Origin of the sequence: Malikia sp., assembly GCF_028687635.1 — a bacterium.
Classification (GTDB): Bacteria; Pseudomonadota; Gammaproteobacteria; order Burkholderiales; family Burkholderiaceae_C; genus Malikia.
In genome coordinates this window covers 109,503-126,301 of record NZ_JAQTZS010000002.1, presented here as the reverse complement: position 1 = coordinate 126,301, position 16,799 = coordinate 109,503, and the positions used below count along the sequence as shown (strand labels likewise).

At 62.2% G+C, this 16,799-nt stretch carries 12 protein-coding genes and 2 pseudogenes; 10 read left to right on the top strand and 4 right to left on the bottom strand.

Annotation, left to right across the window (positions count from 1 at the left end):
- Positions 1-59 precede the first annotated feature (59 nt).
- The 3 genes from PHR85_RS02070 to PHR85_RS02060 all read left to right on the top strand — a co-directional run bounded on the left by PHR85_RS02070 (position 60) and on the right by PHR85_RS02060 (position 2,996).
- A complete protein-coding gene (locus tag PHR85_RS02070) occupies positions 60-830 on the top strand; it encodes a 3-hydroxybutyrate dehydrogenase (protein WP_300049819.1) in 771 nt (256 codons plus the stop codon).
- Between the two features lie 70 nt (positions 831-900).
- Positions 901-1,635 (top strand): two-component system response regulator OmpR, encoded by a 735-nt coding sequence (ompR, locus tag PHR85_RS02065; protein ID WP_300049817.1) that lies wholly within the window; start codon positions 901-903, stop codon positions 1,633-1,635.
- The gene (locus PHR85_RS02060; protein WP_300049814.1) at positions 1,632-2,996 is read left to right on the top strand and encodes an ATP-binding protein; all 1,365 of its coding nucleotides are present in this window, start codon (positions 1,632-1,634) and stop codon (positions 2,994-2,996) included. Before ompR ends, PHR85_RS02060 begins: the two co-directional genes overlap by 4 nt.
- A gap of 23 nt (positions 2,997-3,019) precedes the next feature.
- On the opposite strand, the gene ispF is transcribed toward PHR85_RS02060, so the two are convergent.
- Together ispF and ispD are read right to left on the bottom strand one after the other, a co-directional pair.
- Complete coding sequence (ispF, locus tag PHR85_RS02055; RefSeq protein WP_300049812.1) at positions 3,020-3,523, bottom strand: 2-C-methyl-D-erythritol 2,4-cyclodiphosphate synthase; 504 nt, start codon at positions 3,521-3,523, stop codon at positions 3,020-3,022.
- 47 nt (positions 3,524-3,570) lie between these two features.
- Positions 3,571-4,344 (bottom strand): 2-C-methyl-D-erythritol 4-phosphate cytidylyltransferase, encoded by a 774-nt coding sequence (ispD, locus tag PHR85_RS02050; RefSeq protein ID WP_300049810.1) that lies wholly within the window; start codon positions 4,342-4,344, stop codon positions 3,571-3,573.
- Between the two features lie 89 nt (positions 4,345-4,433).
- On the opposite strand from ispD, the gene mfd reads away from it, so the two are divergent.
- The 3 genes and pseudogenes from mfd to PHR85_RS02035 all read left to right on the top strand — a co-directional run bounded on the left by mfd (position 4,434) and on the right by PHR85_RS02035 (position 9,493).
- Positions 4,434-7,931 (top strand): transcription-repair coupling factor, encoded by a 3,498-nt coding sequence (gene mfd / locus PHR85_RS02045; RefSeq protein WP_300049808.1) that lies wholly within the window; start codon positions 4,434-4,436, stop codon positions 7,929-7,931.
- A 207-nt stretch (positions 7,932-8,138) separates the two neighbouring features.
- A pseudogene (locus PHR85_RS02040) lies at positions 8,139-8,291 on the top strand (IS4 family transposase); the annotation flags it as partial.
- Between the two features lie 299 nt (positions 8,292-8,590).
- Entirely contained in the window at positions 8,591-9,493 is a 903-nt protein-coding gene (locus PHR85_RS02035; RefSeq protein ID WP_300049806.1) for a hypothetical protein, read from the top strand.
- A 516-nt stretch (positions 9,494-10,009) separates the two neighbouring features.
- Here PHR85_RS02035 and PHR85_RS02030 read toward each other — a convergent pair.
- Complete coding sequence (locus PHR85_RS02030; protein ID WP_300049803.1) at positions 10,010-11,029, bottom strand: hypothetical protein; 1,020 nt, start codon at positions 11,027-11,029, stop codon at positions 10,010-10,012.
- 464 nt (positions 11,030-11,493) lie between these two features.
- Here PHR85_RS02030 and PHR85_RS02025 point away from each other — a divergent pair, with 464 nt between their 5' ends.
- Both PHR85_RS02025 and PHR85_RS02020 read left to right on the top strand, forming a co-directional pair.
- Positions 11,494-11,736 (top strand): type II toxin-antitoxin system Phd/YefM family antitoxin, encoded by a 243-nt coding sequence (locus tag PHR85_RS02025; protein ID WP_300049800.1) that lies wholly within the window; start codon positions 11,494-11,496, stop codon positions 11,734-11,736.
- Positions 11,733-12,035, top strand: a pseudogene (locus PHR85_RS02020) (type II toxin-antitoxin system VapC family toxin); the annotation flags it as partial. The gene PHR85_RS02025 and the pseudogene PHR85_RS02020, both read left to right, overlap by 4 nt.
- On the opposite strand, the gene PHR85_RS02015 reads toward PHR85_RS02020, so the two are convergent.
- Positions 11,945-14,266, bottom strand: coding sequence for an OsmC domain/YcaO domain-containing protein (locus PHR85_RS02015; RefSeq protein ID WP_300049797.1), 2,322 nt, complete (start codon positions 14,264-14,266; stop codon positions 11,945-11,947). The pseudogene PHR85_RS02020 and the gene PHR85_RS02015 overlap by 91 nt on opposite strands.
- Positions 14,267-14,334: 68 nt before the next feature.
- Here PHR85_RS02015 and PHR85_RS02010 point away from each other — a divergent pair, with 68 nt between their 5' ends.
- Together PHR85_RS02010 and PHR85_RS02005 are read left to right on the top strand one after the other, a co-directional pair.
- On the top strand, positions 14,335-14,727 hold the full coding sequence (locus tag PHR85_RS02010; protein ID WP_300049795.1) for a type II toxin-antitoxin system VapC family toxin: 393 nt from the start codon (positions 14,335-14,337) through the stop codon (positions 14,725-14,727).
- Between the two features lie 17 nt (positions 14,728-14,744).
- On the top strand, positions 14,745-16,799 hold the full coding sequence (locus tag PHR85_RS02005; RefSeq protein ID WP_300049793.1) for a site-specific DNA-methyltransferase: 2,055 nt from the start codon (positions 14,745-14,747) through the stop codon (positions 16,797-16,799).

The window sequence follows — 16,799 nt, the reverse complement described above, 5'->3', positions numbered from 1 at the left end:
ATGATGACGAAATCCTTCCCTTTTCCCACTCTAACCCCCCATTTCACGGAATTCACCCCATGCTGAAGAACAAAACGGCCCTGGTCACCGGATCAACCAGCGGCATCGGATTGGGCATCGCCAAGGCGCTGGCGCGCCAGGGCGCCAACGTCATGCTCAACGGCTTTGGCAACGTCGAGGACGCCAAGGCCGAGGTCGCCGCCTTCGGCACCCGCGTGAGCTACCACGGCGCCGACATGAGCAAGCCCGCCGAGATCGAAGCCATGATGCAAGCGGCGGCGACCGAGTTCGGCCAGGTCGACATCGTGGTCAACAACGCCGGCATCCAGCATGTCACCCCGGTCGAGGACTTCCCGGTCGAGCGCTGGGACGCCATCATCGCGATCAACCTCAGCAGCAGCTTCCACACCTCGCGCCTGGCGCTGCCGGCCATGAAGGCGGCCAACTGGGGCCGCATCATCAACGTCGCCTCGGTGCATGGCCTGGTGGGCTCGGCGGGCAAGGTCGCCTACGTGGCCGCCAAGCATGGCGTCGTCGGCATGACCAAGGTCACCGCGCTCGAGACCGCCACCACCGGCGTGACCTGCAACGCGATCTGTCCGGGCTGGGTGCTGACGCCGCTGGTGCAAAAACAGGTCGATGCGATCGCTGCCACGCGCAACATGAGCAACGAGGAAGCGACGCGCCAGCTGCTGGGCGAGAAGGAGCCCTCGATGCAGTTCACCACGCCCGAGGAACTCGGCGAGCTGGCGGTCTTCCTGTGCTCGCCGGCAGGCAACAACGTGCGCGGCGTGGCCTGGAACATGGACGGCGGCTGGACCGCGCAGTAAATTCCCGCGCGCTACCGGCCGGGCGGCGCTGCTGGCAAAATCGGCCTGGTCTAGTATTGGAACAACCGACATGCCGAACGCCTCTCAGCGCCACGACCGCGTCCTGGTCGTGGATGACGACGCCCGCATCCGCGACCTGCTCAAGCGCTACCTGACCCAGGAAGGCCTGGATGTGCTGCTGGCCGAGGACGGCCGCAGCCTCAACCGCGTGCTGCAGCGCGAGGCGGTCGATCTGATCGTGCTCGACCTGATGCTGCCGGGCGAGGACGGACTCAGCATCTGCCGCCGGCTGCGCGCGGCCAAGGACCGCACGCCCATCATCATGCTGACGGCCAAGAGCGAGGACATCGACCGCATCGTCGGGCTGGAAGTCGGCGCCGACGACTACCTCGGCAAGCCCTTCAATCCGCGCGAGCTGCTCGCGCGCATCCACGCGGTGCTGCGCCGCCGTCCGCCGCCCGAGGTGCCGGGCGCGCCGTCGAGCGAAAACGAGGTGGTGCGCTTTGGCCCCTACACGCTGGACCTCGGACTGCGCACGCTGCGCAAGCAGGACGCCGACCTCGCGCTGACGACCGGCGAGTTCGCGATGCTCAAGGCGCTGGTGCGCCATCCGCGCCAGCCGCTGTCGCGCGACAAGCTGGCCCAGCTCGCGCGCGGACGCGAATTCGAGCCCTTCGACCGCAGCCTGGACGTGCAGGTCTCGCGCCTGCGCAAGCTGATCGAGGAAGACCCGGCCACGCCGCGCTACATCCAGACGGTCTGGGGCGTGGGCTACGTCTTCGTGCCGGACGGAAAGCCGGATTGAAACGCCGCAACCGACTGGCCTGGCTGAATCGCCTCATGCCCTTCAGCTGGCAGAGCATCAGCCTGTTCTGGCGCAACTGGTTCGCGCTCGCGCTGATCCTGCTCGGCTGCATGCTGGCCTGGCTGCAGAGCTACCGCGCGCTCGAATTCGAGCCGCGGGCGCTGCAAAGCGCGCGCCAGGTCGCCTCGCTGGTCAACCTGAGCCGCGCGGCGCTGCGCCATGTCGACTCGATCGCGCGCGTCTCGCTGATGAAATCCCTGCTCGACGAAGAGGAGGTGCAGATCGCGGTGCGCGAACCGGGCGACAGCTACCAGCCCTATGACCAGGACGCCTTTGGCCGCCGCATCAGCGCCGAGCTCACGCAACTGCTGGGCCGGGGCACGCTGGTGGCGCGCCAGGTCAACGGCCGGGAGGGGCTCTGGGTGGGCTTTCGGATCGGGCGCGAGCAGTTCTGGCTGCTGACCGACCCCAAGCGCGTCGGCGCGGTCGAGCGTGGCACCTGGCTGGTCTGGCTGGGCATCGCGGCCCTGCTCTCGCTGCTGGGCGCCGCCCTGCTCGCACGCCTGGTCAACCTGCCGCTCAAGCGCCTGCAGACCGCCGCCGCCCAGGTACGCGAGGGCGACTTCGACGCCGTGCGCCTCGACGAGACAGTCGCCACGCACGAGATCCGCGAGGTCAACATCGGCTTCAACCGGATGGCCCGCCAGCTCGGCCAGGCCGAACAGGACCGGGTGCTGATGCTGGCGGGCATCTCGCACGACCTGCGCACGCCGTTGGCGCGGCTGCGGCTGGAGGTCGAGCTCAGCGTGGCCGACGAGACCGCGCGCGGCCACATGGTCGAGGACATCGAGCAGGTCGACGCCACCATCAACAAGTTCATGGACTACGCCCGCCCGCTGCCGGTGCAGCGCGAAAGAATCGACCTGGCCGGCTGCGTCAACGATGCCGTGCGTGCCTGCGGCCCCAGAAGCCCGCTGCAGGTCAGCGTGCGCATCGCCGCCGACACCCAGGTGCTGGGCGACGCGGTCGAGCTGCGGCGCGTGTTCAGCAACCTGCTGGAGAACGCGCTGCGCTACGCCCGCGGCCCCGACGGCACGGCCCGGGTGGAAGTGGACGCCGAGCTCCAGGCCCAGCAGGTGCGCGTGACGCTGCGCGACCACGGCCCTGGCGTCAGCGCGCAACAGCTGCCGCACCTGACCCAGCCCTTCTTCCGTGGCGATGCGGCGCGCACCACCGCCAGCGGATCGGGGCTGGGGCTGGCCATCGTCAACAAGGCGGTGGCGCGCATGGGCGGCCAGCTCGTGCTGCGCAATCACCCACAAGGCGGCCTGATCGCCGAGCTGACGCTGCTGCGCGGCTGAATCGGACCGGCCTCAGCAGCGAATCAGCCACGAACCAGCAAGGCAACGGCGCGCGCCTCGATGCTGCGGCCCTCGCCGACCGGCCCCATCTTCTCGGCGGTCTTGGCCTTGACATTGACCTGGGCCACATCGACGCCCAGCGCCTGCGCGATGCGCGCGCGCATGGCGGCCTTGTACGGCGCGAGCTTGGGCGCCTGCGCGATCACGGTGCAGTCGACGTTGACGAGCTGATAGCCGGTCTGGCCGACCGCCACGACCGCCTGCTGCAGCAGGACGAAGGAGTCCGCCCCCTTGAAGGCCGGGTCGTTGTCGGGGAAATGGGTGCCGATGTCGCCCAGGCCAACCGCGCCGAGCAGCGCATCCGTGATCGCGTGCAGCAACGCATCGGCGTCCGAATGGCCGAGCAGGCCTTTCTCATGGGGGATCTCGATGCCGCCCAGGATCAGCGGACGGCCCTCGACCAGGGCATGGACATCCCAACCCTCGCCGATGCGAAGGGGGGGCAGACGGGAAAGGGTGACACTCATGGGGGCTCGCTTGCTTCGGGGATGGAGATTGAAAAAACCCGGCGGGATCAGGCCGCCGGTGCCAAGGCACGCAGGCGCAGCAGCGCCTCGGCCAGCGCGAAGTCTTCCGGGTAGGTGACCTTGAAGTTCTGCGCGCTGCCGCGCACCAGCAGCGGACTCAAGCCCTGAGCCTCGATCGCGCTGGCCTCGTCGGTGATGCCGGCGTAGCCGCCCGCCTCGGCGGCGGCCAGCGCCTGTTCGAGCGCGCCAAGACGGAACATCTGCGGCGTCTGCGCCAGCCATTTGTCGTCGCGCGCCAGCGTCGCTGCCACGCGCGCCACGCCGGCATCAACCTGAGCGGCCTTCAGCGTATCGGGCAGCGGCAGCGCCAGCAGGCCGCCCACCGCGTCGTCCTGGCAGGCCAGGATCAGGGCGGCGACCTGCTGTGGCATGACCAGGCAGCGCGCCGCGTCGTGCACCAGCACCCAGTCCTGCCTGTCGGTGCCCGCCTGCAGCAGCGCGCGCAAGCCGTTGTGCACGCTGGCGGCGCGGCTGGCGCCACCGACGCGCAGCACCTGCACGCGCGGGTCAGGACTGGACAGGCTGGCATCGTCGGGCGCGACGACCAGGGCCACGCTGGCCAATTGGTCAACGTCAACGGCCAGGAAGGCATCCAGCGTGTGGTCGACCAGGCGTCGGCCCGCCAGCCACTCGTACTGCTTGGGTCCGGCCCGGCCGGAACGGCTGCCCGAACCGGCGCAGGGGATCAAGGCGTGACAACGCGGCGATCGCGGCGCAGTGGCCGCGTCGACGGAGGGAATAGGCTTGGAATCGTGCGGCATGAGTGGCAGGATTCTAAAATCAAGCCCTGGCCACACCCCGCCCAAATTCGGAGTGGGATACTACTTTTGGCCATCAGCACCGACCCCGCATGGAACTGCCCAAACTCACCCCTGGCAAACGTTACAGCCTGCCGCGCCCCCTAGGTTCGGCCGATGCGCTGCTGCTGGCCCAGCTCGGCCTGCGCGAAAAGGCCGCCGGTCGCCCGGTCGCCATCGTCACGGCCGACGCCAACGACGCCCAGCGCCTGCTCGACGAGCTGCCCTTCTTCGCGCCGGGACTGCGCTGCGCCCTGTTCCCCGACTGGGAGACCCTGCCCTACGACAGCTTCTCGCCGCACCAGGACCTGATCAGCGAGCGGCTCGCCACCCTGTGGCGCATCCAGCAGCGCGACCAGCAGCAAGGCGCCGACGTCGTGATCGTGCCGGCCACCACCGCGCTGTACCGGCTGGCGCCACCTGCCTTCCTGGCCGGCTACACCTTCGAGTTCAAGGTCAGGCAAAAGCTCGACGAGGCCAGGTTCAAGGCCCAGCTGACGCTGGCGGGCTACCAGCATGTGACCCAGGTCGTGAGCCCGGGCGAGTACGCGGTGCGCGGCGGCCTGATCGACCTGTTCCCGATGGGCTCGCTGGTGCCCTACCGGGTCGACCTGTTCGACGACGAGATCGACTCGATCCGCACCTTCGACCCCGACAGCCAGCGCAGCCTGTACCCGGTGCCCGAGGTGCGGCTGCTGCCCGGGCGCGAGTTCCCGATGGACGACGCCGCGCGGGCACGTTTTCGCAACCGCTGGCGCGAACTGCTCGAAGGCGACCCGACCAAGAGCCGGATCTACAAGGACATCGGCAACGGCGTCGCGACCGCCGGCATCGAGTACTACCTGCCGCTGTTCTTCGAGCAGACCGCGACCGTGTTCGACTACCTCGGCGCGGACGCCACGCTGGTGCTGCATGGCGAGCTGGAGCCGGCCTTCCAGCGCTTCTGGCAGGACACGCGCGAGCGCTACCGCCTGGTCCAGGGCGACCCGGATCGCCCCGCCCTGCCGCCCGAGACCCTGTTCCTCGACGCCGAGGGCTTCTACGCGGTGGCCAAGCCGCACAGGCAGCTGGCACTGCGGCCCGGCAGCCAGGATGTCGAGCACAGCGCCTGGAGCCACAGGATCGAGGCCCTGCCCGATCTGGGCGCGCAGCGCGGCGCCGACGACCCGCTGGCCAAGCTGCAGGCCCATGTCCGCGCCAGCAGCGACCGCGTGCTGCTGCTGGCCGAGAGCGACGGCCGGCGCGAGAGCCTGCTCGACTTCCTGCGTGCCAGCGGTGTCAGCCCGCCGGCCTTCGACAGCCTGGCCGAGTTCCAGGCCAGCGACGAGCCCGTCGGCATCGCCACCGCCGCGCTCGCCAGCGGCTTCGCCTGGGTCGAGGGCAGCATCGCCTTCGTCACCGAGACCGAACTGTTCGCGGCCGGCCCGACCACGCGCCGCCGACGCAAGCAGGAACAGGTCAGCGACGTCGAGGCGCTGATCAAGGACCTGTCCGAGCTCAACATCGGCGATCCGGTGGTGCACAGCGCGCATGGCATCGGGCGCTACCGGGGCCTGATCCACATGGACCTGGGCGAGAAGAACGCCGACGGCAGCCCCGCGCTGCAGGAATTCCTGCACCTGGAATACGCCAACCAGGCGACGCTTTATGTGCCGGTCAGCCAGCTGCAGCTGATCGGGCGCTACACCGGCGTCTCGGCCGACGAGGCGCCGCTGCACCGGCTGGGCTCGGGCCAGTGGGAAAAGGCCAGGCGCCGCGCCGCCGAACAGGTACGCGACGCCGCCGCCGAGCTGCTCAACATCTACGCCCGCCGCGCCGCGCGCGAAGGCCACGCCTTCCGCTACTCGCCGCACGACTACGAGCAGTTCGCCAACGACTTCGGCTTCGAGGAGACCGCCGACCAGAACGCCGCCATCCACGCGGTGATCCAGGACATGATCAGCCCGCAGCCGATGGACCGTCTCGTCTGCGGCGACGTGGGCTTTGGCAAGACCGAGGTCGCCCTGCGCGCGGCCTTCGTCGCGGTCACGGGCGGCAAGCAGGTCGCCTTCCTGGCGCCGACCACGCTGCTGGCCGAGCAGCATTACCAGACCCTGGTCGACCGCTTCGCCAAGTGGCCGATCAAGATCGCCGAGATGAGCCGCTTTCGCACCACCAAGGAGATCAACGCGGCCTTGAAGGGCGTGGCCGACGGCACGCTCGACATCGTGGTCGGCACCCACAAGCTGCTGTCGGAAAAGACCCGGTTCAAGAACCTGGGCCTGCTGATCATCGACGAGGAACACCGCTTTGGCGTGCGCCACAAGGAGCAGATGAAGGCGCTGCGCGCCGAGGTCGACGTGCTGACCCTGACCGCCACCCCAATCCCGCGCACCCTGGGCATGGCGCTGGAAGGCCTGCGCGACCTGAGCGTGATCGCCACCGCGCCGCAGCGCCGGCTGGCCATCAAGACCTTCGTGCGCAGCGAGAGCAAGGGCGTGATCCGCGAGGCGGTGCTGCGCGAACTGAAGCGCGGCGGCCAGGTCTATTTCCTGCACAACGAGGTTGACACGATCGAGAACCGCCGCCAGATGCTGGAAGAAATCCTGCCCGAGGCGCGGATCGCGATCGCCCACGGCCAGATGCCCGAGCGCGAGCTGGAGCGCGTGATGCGCGACTTCGTGGCCCAGCGCTTCAACCTGCTGCTGTGCTCGACCATCATCGAGACCGGCATCGACGTGCCGACCGCCAACACCATCATCATGGCGCGCGCCGACAAGTTCGGCCTGGCGCAGCTGCACCAGTTGCGCGGCCGGGTCGGGCGCAGCCACCACCAGGCCTACGCCTACCTGCTGGTGCCCGACATCGAGAGCCTGACCAAGCAGGCCCAGCAGCGCCTGGACGCGATCCAGCAGATGGAGGAACTCGGCAGCGGCTTCTACCTCGCGATGCACGACCTCGAAATCCGTGGCGCGGGCGAGGTGCTGGGCGAGAACCAGAGCGGCAACATGCTCGAAGTCGGCTTCCAGCTCTACAACGAGATGCTGTCCGAGGCGGTGGCGTCACTCAAGGCCGGGCGCGAACCCGACCTGCTCAATCCGCTCAACGTCACGACCGACATCAACCTGCATGCGCCGGCCTTGCTGCCCGACGACTACTGCGGCGACGTGCACCTGCGCCTGAGCTTCTACAAGAAGCTCGCGACCGCCAAGACCGGCGAGCAGGTCGACCGGCTGCTGGAGGAACTCGTCGACCGCTTCGGCAAGCTGCCCGCCCAGGCCCAGACCCTGATCGATGTGCACCGCCTGCGCGTGCTGAGCCAGCCCTACGGCGTGCAGAAGGTCGACGCGACGCCGGGCGTGATCCTGATCACCTTCCGCCCGAATCCGCCGATCGACCCGATGAAGATCATCGAGCTGGTGCAGAAGAACCGCCACATCAAGTTGGCTGGCAACGACAAGCTGCGCATCGAGCGCGCGCTGGCCGAGCCGAAGGACCGGGCGCAGCTGGTGCGGGATGTGTTGCGGTCGCTGGGGCAGCCGGTGGTGGCCGAGGTGGCGGTCAAGGTTTGACAGAGGGGCTCATGTGGCTGCCCTCTGAGAAGGGGGAGGTCATGTGCGCAATAAGTCGTGTGGATGAAAGGTCCGCTTGAGGCTGGGAGCAGTCAGAAAAAACTTCGTCGCGACCGGCAGGTTTCGACCCAATCCGGACCGTCGCGTATCGAGAAAGCGGCCCCTCTACGCATTGCATGACACACATCTTTTCCAGCGGTTCACAACGAAGTCGTGCGCCTGATCGCGATGCTCGGTGGCTTCATCGGGCGCAAGGGCGACGGCGAGCCCGGGGTCAAGACCCTATGGCAAGGGATGCACGACCTGCGGCGCGCTGTCGAAGCCGCCGAAATCCTCCGCGAAGCGGGGAATTTGGACTGAAAATCCATCACAAGTCATTGAGCAGAAAAGAGAAAAAACTTGTATGTAATGATATGGCCTAGCCGCGCAGGGCCTTGAATGCATCCCGGGAAAGCTTTCGAGCGTCGATCTTATTCATTGGGATAGACTACACGTTCGAGTTAAGAATTGCCATCTCAATAGTATTCTTGGATTAAAGTGATCAAAAATGGAAACCATACCCTGCACCTGCAAAGGCGACAACGAAAACTGCCGGTGGTGCGATGGAACCGGATACCGAGCCTCAAGAACGGTTGAGGATGTGAAAAAAGAGTCGATCCGTGATCGGAAAATTAATGGCAAAAGCGCAGAAAGATCGCTTATTGCTGCGGCCGCCAAAATCAAGTCGATCGCGAATATCTCTTCGCAAAAAAAACAAAACAGCCACAAGCAAAAAAAAATATGGCTATCAGCTGATTCGCTGCATCCGGTGCGATCAATTTTTTTCCAACATATTGCAGCACAAGTGCTCATTCCCGGCATCTCAGATCCTTAAAAAATCGAATCAGCTTAGATCCACCGTCCCGCCGGATAAAAAACAAAGAGAATCGCACCCTCCAGAGAGCGCGCCCGTCACCACACCGGAACAAATTCGTTACGCCATTCGTAGAATCGCTCCTAGTTTTATTGAAATCAATCTAAAGCAATGCCCGTTTTGCAACGATCCGCCCATAGTCCGGCTGCAAAGGCACATCAAGAGCTACCATCCGGAGAAAATGGATGAGCTTTCAAAAATGCAGGCTGACAAGCCACACGTTTGCAAAGTTTGCAATGAAGCGTTCAACAAAAGAAGGCAAGCCATCGATCACCTTTGCACCATACACAACGACTACCTGTTTCATGCCGCCTTCAAGTCAGAAAGCGCAAGCGGATCGAAAAGCATTGTTCAGCGCCCAGGGAAGAAGTCGGAACCAATTCGGTCTGGGAAATTTATTTCAAATGATCCGATAAAAATAAAAAGGCCAGCATCCAAAAAGATTTTCAGAGGAGAAGATGACGGCTCTATCGAAAGCGCGATGCTGGCGACCATGAGAGGTCTATACGATAACGGCGTCTTGCGCGAAATTTCTGGAAACGAGCAGACCATGGACGCCAAACGCCATTGGGGTGGATCGTTCCGGGATGGAAGTCAATTTGGCTCCTATTCAAGCCACGATGACTACGACGAAGAGGGAAGTCCCTGAGATTTTGGCTGGAGGGACTAATTTTTCCCAAAAATAAAACCGGCCAGTCCGAAAGCTGTGCGGGGTTGTGCTAAAGATTATGGCTTGCCGGATTTCATTGTATACAAGTTTTTTCTTTTTCCAGATCAATAATTTGCGATGGACTTTCAGTCCAGATCCCTTTGAAGCGCGGCATGATCGATTGGGTGAAGAGATTGGATGCACAATTTTGCAATTAAATCAATACACCGGGCCAGATTTCGGGTCACGAAAAAACGAATTCAGGATTGCACACAAGTTTTTTCATTTTAACAGGCGCCATCACGCTGCCTGAGAACCTGGTTTTCTTTTCCCACTCCTCACCGAGGATTATTCCAGAGTCCATCCAAAGCCTGTAGTTATATATCTTCGAAGGGCGTAGCTTATCTACAAGCCTCTATATAAAGCTCTCGGCAATCTGTTGATTTCTATGGTCATAGAAAAAGAAAAATTCGATCCGCTTTCTTGAATCTCTCAGATCGTTCGCTACGTCAAACCTCACTGACTAACCAGCTTATCTTCGGGCACTGACTCCAACTTGGGCGCTGGCTTACCAAAAGTTTCTGGCAGTCGAGCGAATATTTCACCAGTCAGACCAGAGTAGAAGACGATCCCAATCACGTCACCTGCAAAAAATTTCTCTTGCACGGAAATATCAACCGGGTTATCACGCTTTGGCTCTACATGTTTGAAGTTGTAAAGAATATAGGGATCGGCCAGCTTCATAACAATCAATGCCTTCAGCGCTGGCAACTCTTTCGCTGCTCGAGAGTTCTCCATCTTAAATTGACTAGCAATCGTCGGATTCGAATAGGTCCAATCGCGCTCGAAGCTCAAAAAATGAAGTCGGTTTGCTGCAATTCCAACCCTCGACATACGTGTCTTCTCTACCGTAACAGTCGCGCCATAAGCATTACCACCCTGATAAGTTCTATTCGACTCAATCTTTGTGCTTAACTCAAATTGGTCTAATCCCTTGCCTTCGCGTCGATTGGTGGTATAGTCTGGCGCACCGATTCCATTCAGGGTCATGTATTTCGACGAAGCGGGAAGCACATATAAATTTACATCACCAGTATCTGCATTGAACTCGTATCGCAGACCACTGCTATATTTCCCACCCTTGGATGTTGGCGCCACAAAAGCAAAAACATCGTCGATACTAGAATCACCAAAAAATTTTCCTGCAAGTGCTGCCGATCTTCTGGTGTTGTAGTCGGCGGTTGATTCAAACTCGCCCTTCTTGACGCTAGTCATCTTTTCTAGTGCATCAATCGCTACCATAGCCGGGGTTCCCATATATCCCGGATCAATGCGTCCGCTTTCAAGCATCCCCATTGAGAACTTCACAATTGGAAGCTTCTTCTGCTCTTGTTTGACCTGAGCAGCTGGAGCAGGTTGCACCTTTGTTTGCTTCTGCCTAGCCTGCTGTTCTTTCTTCGTCGTTGGCTTGTCTTGTGCATAGCAGGTACCGGCCAAAGATGTGGCGACGGCCAAGAATACGAAACACTTTTTCATTTTCTCTCCCAGAAAAACATCGGAATTAACCTTCCCGTGCGAGTTTTTGTGGCCCAACTTTGATATAGGGCGACAGTTTTTCGCCATAACTCGGGTGCTTGCCGAATAACCCCAGACCGCTTGATGATAAAAATCATACGCTCGATGTGGCCCACTGTTTGCTTCCTGGCCTTCTCGACGAGGTCCGCTTCTGGCCGGTACCGGTCAGCCAACCGACCTGAGCCGACGACCGTTCTCGCTGCGAACCGGACACTAGACCGAGCGACGGCTGAACCTCCCAACTTGTTGATGCGCTCGACCATCTCGCGGTCCTGGCGACATCGGCAAAGACCGGTCGTGTCCTGCACGGCCTGGTAGTCTTCCAGCGGAAGCATGACCGCTAAAGTATCGTCATTTTAGATATAAATATCCAACTAGACAAGTTGAACCGAATTAGCTAGACTTAGCCAAACTAAGGAACACCCATGCACGCCGTCAACATGCTGCAAGCCAAGTCCAATCTGTCACGTCTGGTCGAGGCGATCGAGCAAGGGGCTGAGCGCGAAATCATCATTGCCCGCAATGGCAGACCCGCCGCCAAGCTGGTGCCGATCGAAACCACGGCAGCCAGCCAGCGCCTGGGCGTCGCCAAGGGCGCATTCCAGATGCCAGACAGCATCGACGACCACAACGACGAAGTGGCTCGCCTGTTCCTGGGCCAGGCATGAACCTGCTGCTCGACACCCACATCGCGCTTTGGGCCATCACGGACCATCCCAGCCTGACCCACCCGGCGCGCGACTGGATCAGCAATCCGCGCAGCACGGTCTGGGTCAGTGTCGTCAGCCTGTGGGAAATCGCCATCAAGCACAGCCTGGGACGTGGCGACATGCCGGTATCGGCCCGCGAGGCGCTGGACTACTTCCAGCGTGCCGGCTACCGCATCTTGTCCATAGAACCCGAACACACCCTGGCGCTAGCCGACCTCCCGCCCCACCACCAGGACCCGTTTGACCGCCTGCTGGTGGCGCAGGCCTTGACCGAGCCGATGCGCCTGCTGACCCATGACAGCAACGTGGCCCGCGCCACATGCAGTTTCTTGTAACTGTCGATGAGGCGCTGGTGCCTGTCGAGCCCCTCCAGCTTCATGCTGGTGGGCGTCAAGCCGTGGAAGCGCACGCTGCCGTCCACCGACCCCAGCACCGCGTCCATGCACGGGTTGCCAAACATGCGACGGAAATTGGCTTCGTAATCGGCCAGCTCCAAGTCATCGTCCAGCACCACCTCCAGCACCACATTCAAGGCCTGATAAAACAGGCCACGCTCGACGGTGTTGTCGTTGTACTGCAGGAAGGTTTCCGTCAGCTCTTGTGCCGCCTCGAACTGCTGCAAGGCGAGGTGAATCAACAGCTTCAGCTCAAGTATGGTGAGCTGCCCCCAGGCCGTGTTCTCGTCAAACTCGATGCCGATCAAGGTGATGATGTCGGTGTAATTGTCCAGCTCGCTGTCTTCCAGGCGCTCAAGCAGCGCCTCCAGGCTGGCATCATCCAGGCCATGCAGGTTCAGGATATCGGCACGGAACAACAGCGCCTTGTTGGTGTTGTCCCAGATCAAATCCTCCACCGGGTAAATTTCCGAATAACCCGGAACCAGAATTCGGCATGCGATGGCGCCCAATTGGTCGTACACCGCCATGTAGGATTCCTTCCCCATGCCCTTGAGGATTCCGAACAAGGTCTCGGCTTCCTCAGCATTGGAGTTCTCACCCTGGCCGGAAAAATCCCACTCGACAAAATCGAAGTCGGACTTGGCACTGAAGAAGCGCCACGACACCACGCCGCTGGAATCGATGAAGTGCTCGACAAAGTTGTTCGGCTCCGTGACGGCATGACTTTCAAAGGTGGGCCGAGGCAAGTCGTTCAATCCTTCAAAACTGCGCCCCTGCAGCAACTCCGTCAGGCTGCGCTCCAGCGCCACCTCCAGGCTGGGGTGCGCCCCGAACGAGGCAAACACGCCACCCGTGCGCGGATTCATCAAGGTAACGCACATCACTGGGTAAATTCCGCCCAGCGAGGCATCCTTCACCAGCACCGGAAAGCCTTGCGCCTCCAAGCCTTGAATGCCGGCTAGAATGCCGGGGAATTTCTCCAGCACCCCGTGCGGCACATCCGGCAGAGCGATTTCACCCTCGATGATTTCGCGTTTCACCGCCCGCTCAAAAATTTCCGACAGGCATTGCACCTGCGCTTCGACCAGCGTATTGCCGGCACTCATGCCGTTGCTGAGAAACAGGTTATCGATCAGATTGGACGGAAAATAGACCACCTGGCCGTCCGACTGGCGCACATAAGGCAGGGAACAAATGCCACGCTCCACATTGCCAGAATTGGTGTCATAGAGGTGCGAGCCACGCAAATCGCCGTCGGGGTTGTAAATTTTCAGGCAGTACTCATCGAGGATTCCAGCCGGCAGGGCATCTTTGCGGCCAGGCTTGAACCAGCGTTCATTCGGGTAATGCACAAATTCCGCATTGGCAATGTCTTCGCCCCAGAACTGATCATTATAGAAATGATTGCAGCTCAGGCGCTCGATATATTCACCCAACGCCGACGCCAACGCGCTTTCCTTGCTTGACCCCTTGCCATTGGTGAAGCACATGGGCGAGTACGCATCACGGACATGCAGCGACCACACATGAGGAACAATATTGCGCCACGAAGCGATCTCAATCTTGATGCCCAATCCCGCCAAGACGCCCGACATATTGGCAATGGTCTGCTCCAGCGGCAAGTCCTTTCCGGTGATGTAGGTGCTTGATTCAGCGGCCGGATTCAGCATCAGCAAGGCCTGCGCATCGGCATCCAGACTCTCCACCTCTTCGATCACGAATTCCGGTCCGGTTTGCACCACTTTCTTGACCGTGCAACGTTCGATGGAGCGCAAGATGCCTTGTCGGTCCTTGTCGGACAGGTCCGCCGGCAACTCGACCTGAATCTTGAAAATCTGCTTGTAGCGATCTTCCGGATCAACAATATTGTTCTGTGACAGACGGATATTGTCGGTAGAAATATTGCGATTGACGCAGTACAACTTCACAAAGTATGCCGCACACAAGGCCGATGAAGCCAGAAAGTAATCGAACGGCCCAGGCGCCGAGCCATCGCCCTTGTAGCGGATGGGTTGATCCGCCACTACGGTGAAGTCATCGAACTTGGCTTGAAGACGAAATTTATCGAGAAAATCTACTTTAATTTCCATTTGGACATTCCAGGGTGGCGCTCACGACGATTGGGCAGCCATTGTCCGGGTTTTTCAGCATGCCACCCGTGTTTTCGCAACGATTCTGGACCTCCCACATCGCGCTTTGGGCCATAGCGGATCATCCCAGCCTGACCCGCCCGGCGCGCGACTGGATCAGCAACCCGCGCAGCACCGTCTGGGTCAGCGCCGTCAGTCTGTGGGAAATCGCCATCAAACACAGCCTGGGACGTGGCGACATGCCCGTGTCGGCCCGCGAGGCGCTGGACTACTTCCAGCGTGCCGGCTACCGCATCCTGTCGATCGAACCCGAACACACCTTGGCGGTAGAAGACCTCCCCGCCCACCACCAGGACCCCTTCGACCGCCTGCTGGTGGCACAGGCCTTGACCGAGCCCATGCGCCTGCTGACCCATGACACCAATGTGGCCCGCTACAGCGACACCATCGTTTTCGTTTGATGCAGAATGACGCCCCCATGCCAGCCAATACCTTGCTCAATACCCCCAGCCCCGCCGCGCACAAGCTCGAAGCGCTGCGCCAGCTTTTTCCCCAGGCGGTCGAGGTCGATGCCGACGGCCGGGTGCGCGTCAATGCCGCGCTGCTGCAGCTCGCGCTCGATCCAGCCAACCCGGCCGGCATCCGGGTCGAGGAAGACGGCTACGAGCTGCGCTGGGTCGGCAAGCGCGAGGCCTACCACAGCGCCTTCGTGCCGGCGCAGAAGATCGTCAAGCCGCTGGCCGGCGACAGCGTCCACTGGGCCGACACCGGCAACCTGCTGCTCAAGGGCGACAACCTCGACGCGCTGCGGCTGCTGCGCCAAAGCTATTTCGGCCAGGTCAAGCTGATCTACATCGACCCGCCCTACAACACGCAAAGCGACGCCTTCATCTACCGCGACGACTTTTCAGCCAGGCAGGGCGAGGTGCTGGCGCAACTGGGCTACGGCGCCGACAGCGTGGACTACATCAAGAACATCTACGGCGCGCGCACCCACAGCGGCTGGCTCAGCTTCATGTACCCGCGCCTGCTGCTGGCCAAGGACCTGCTGCGCGACGACGGGGTGATCTTCATCTCGATCGACGACAACGAGCAGGCGCCATTGAAGCTGCTGTGCGACGAGGTGTTCGGCGAGGAGAACTTCGTCGCCAACGTGGTCTGGCAGCGCTCGAAGAAAGGCGACACCAAGCTGATCTCGACCGTGCACGAATACATCCTGTGCTACGTGAACGACAAGGCGGCTGCGCTGGACAACGGCCAATGGCGACGCCCCAAGGAAGGCGCCGACGCGGTGCTGGCCCAATACGAAACGCTGAAAGCCGCGCATGCCAACGACCATGATGCCATTCGCGCCGCGATGATGGCCTGGTTCCGCTCGCTGCCGGCCACCGACCCGCGCAAGGCGCACAAGCATTACACCTGGTCGGACGATCGCGGCCTGTACTTCGCTGACAATTTCGCCGGGCCGGACGACGGCCGCGCCTCGCGCCCCCGGCATGACATCCCGCACCCGGTCACGGGCCTGCCGTGCAAGAAGCCCTCGACGGGCTGGCGCTGGGACGAGGAAAAGACCCGCTGGGCGCTGTCGCAGCAACCGCCGCGCATCCATTTCGGCGCCGACGAAACCACGATCCCGACCCGCAAGAGCTATCTGGCCGAGATCGACAGCGAGCCCTATTCCTCGGTGTTCTACCGCGACGGCCGCTCGGCGACACTGGCGCTCGAAGCCCTGATCGGCAAGGGCTGCTTTCCGTTCCCGAAGAACGCCGACGTGCTGTCGGAGCTGATCCAGCTGACGACGGGCCGCGCTGACCTGGTGCTGGACTTCTTCGCCGGCAGCGGCACCACGGCCGAGGCCGTCATGCGCCTGAACGCCGAGGACGGCGGCAACCGCCAGTTCATCCTGGTGCAGATCCCGCAGGCTATCGACCCGAAGAAGCAGAAGGAAGCCCATGCCTTCGTCACCGAAACGCTGGGCAAGCCCGAGGCGACGATCTTCGAGATCACCGCCGAGCGCATCCGCCGCGCCGGCGCCAAGCTGCAAGCCGAGCGCGCGGCCCAGGTCCAGGCGCAAGGCGAATTGCTGGCCACCGAAATCCCCGCACTGGACACCGGCTTTCGCGTTTTCGAGCTGGTCGATGACCCCGACGCGCTGATCCTGCAAAAACCCCTGCACGAGGCGACACAGGACGATCTGCTCGCCTATCAAACCCGCATCGCGACGCCCCAGCCCGCGCAACTCGACCGCGTGCTCCATAACCTGCTGCTGGCCGAGGGCCTGCCGCTGACCACCCGGCTGCAAACCATCGTCGATGAGGCGCTCTACCTCGCCGCCGATGTCGCCATCCTGGTAAGGTCCATGCCGCTGACCGAGCTGACCGACCTGCTGCGCGGGCTGCGGGCCGCTGTCCAGCCAGTGCAGCATCTGACGGTCTATGCGCCCTGGATCAGCGACGACAACTTCCTGCTGGGCCTCAAGACCCTGGCCGAATCGCTCGGCCTGGCCGACAACGCGCTGCACCTGCGGGGCTGA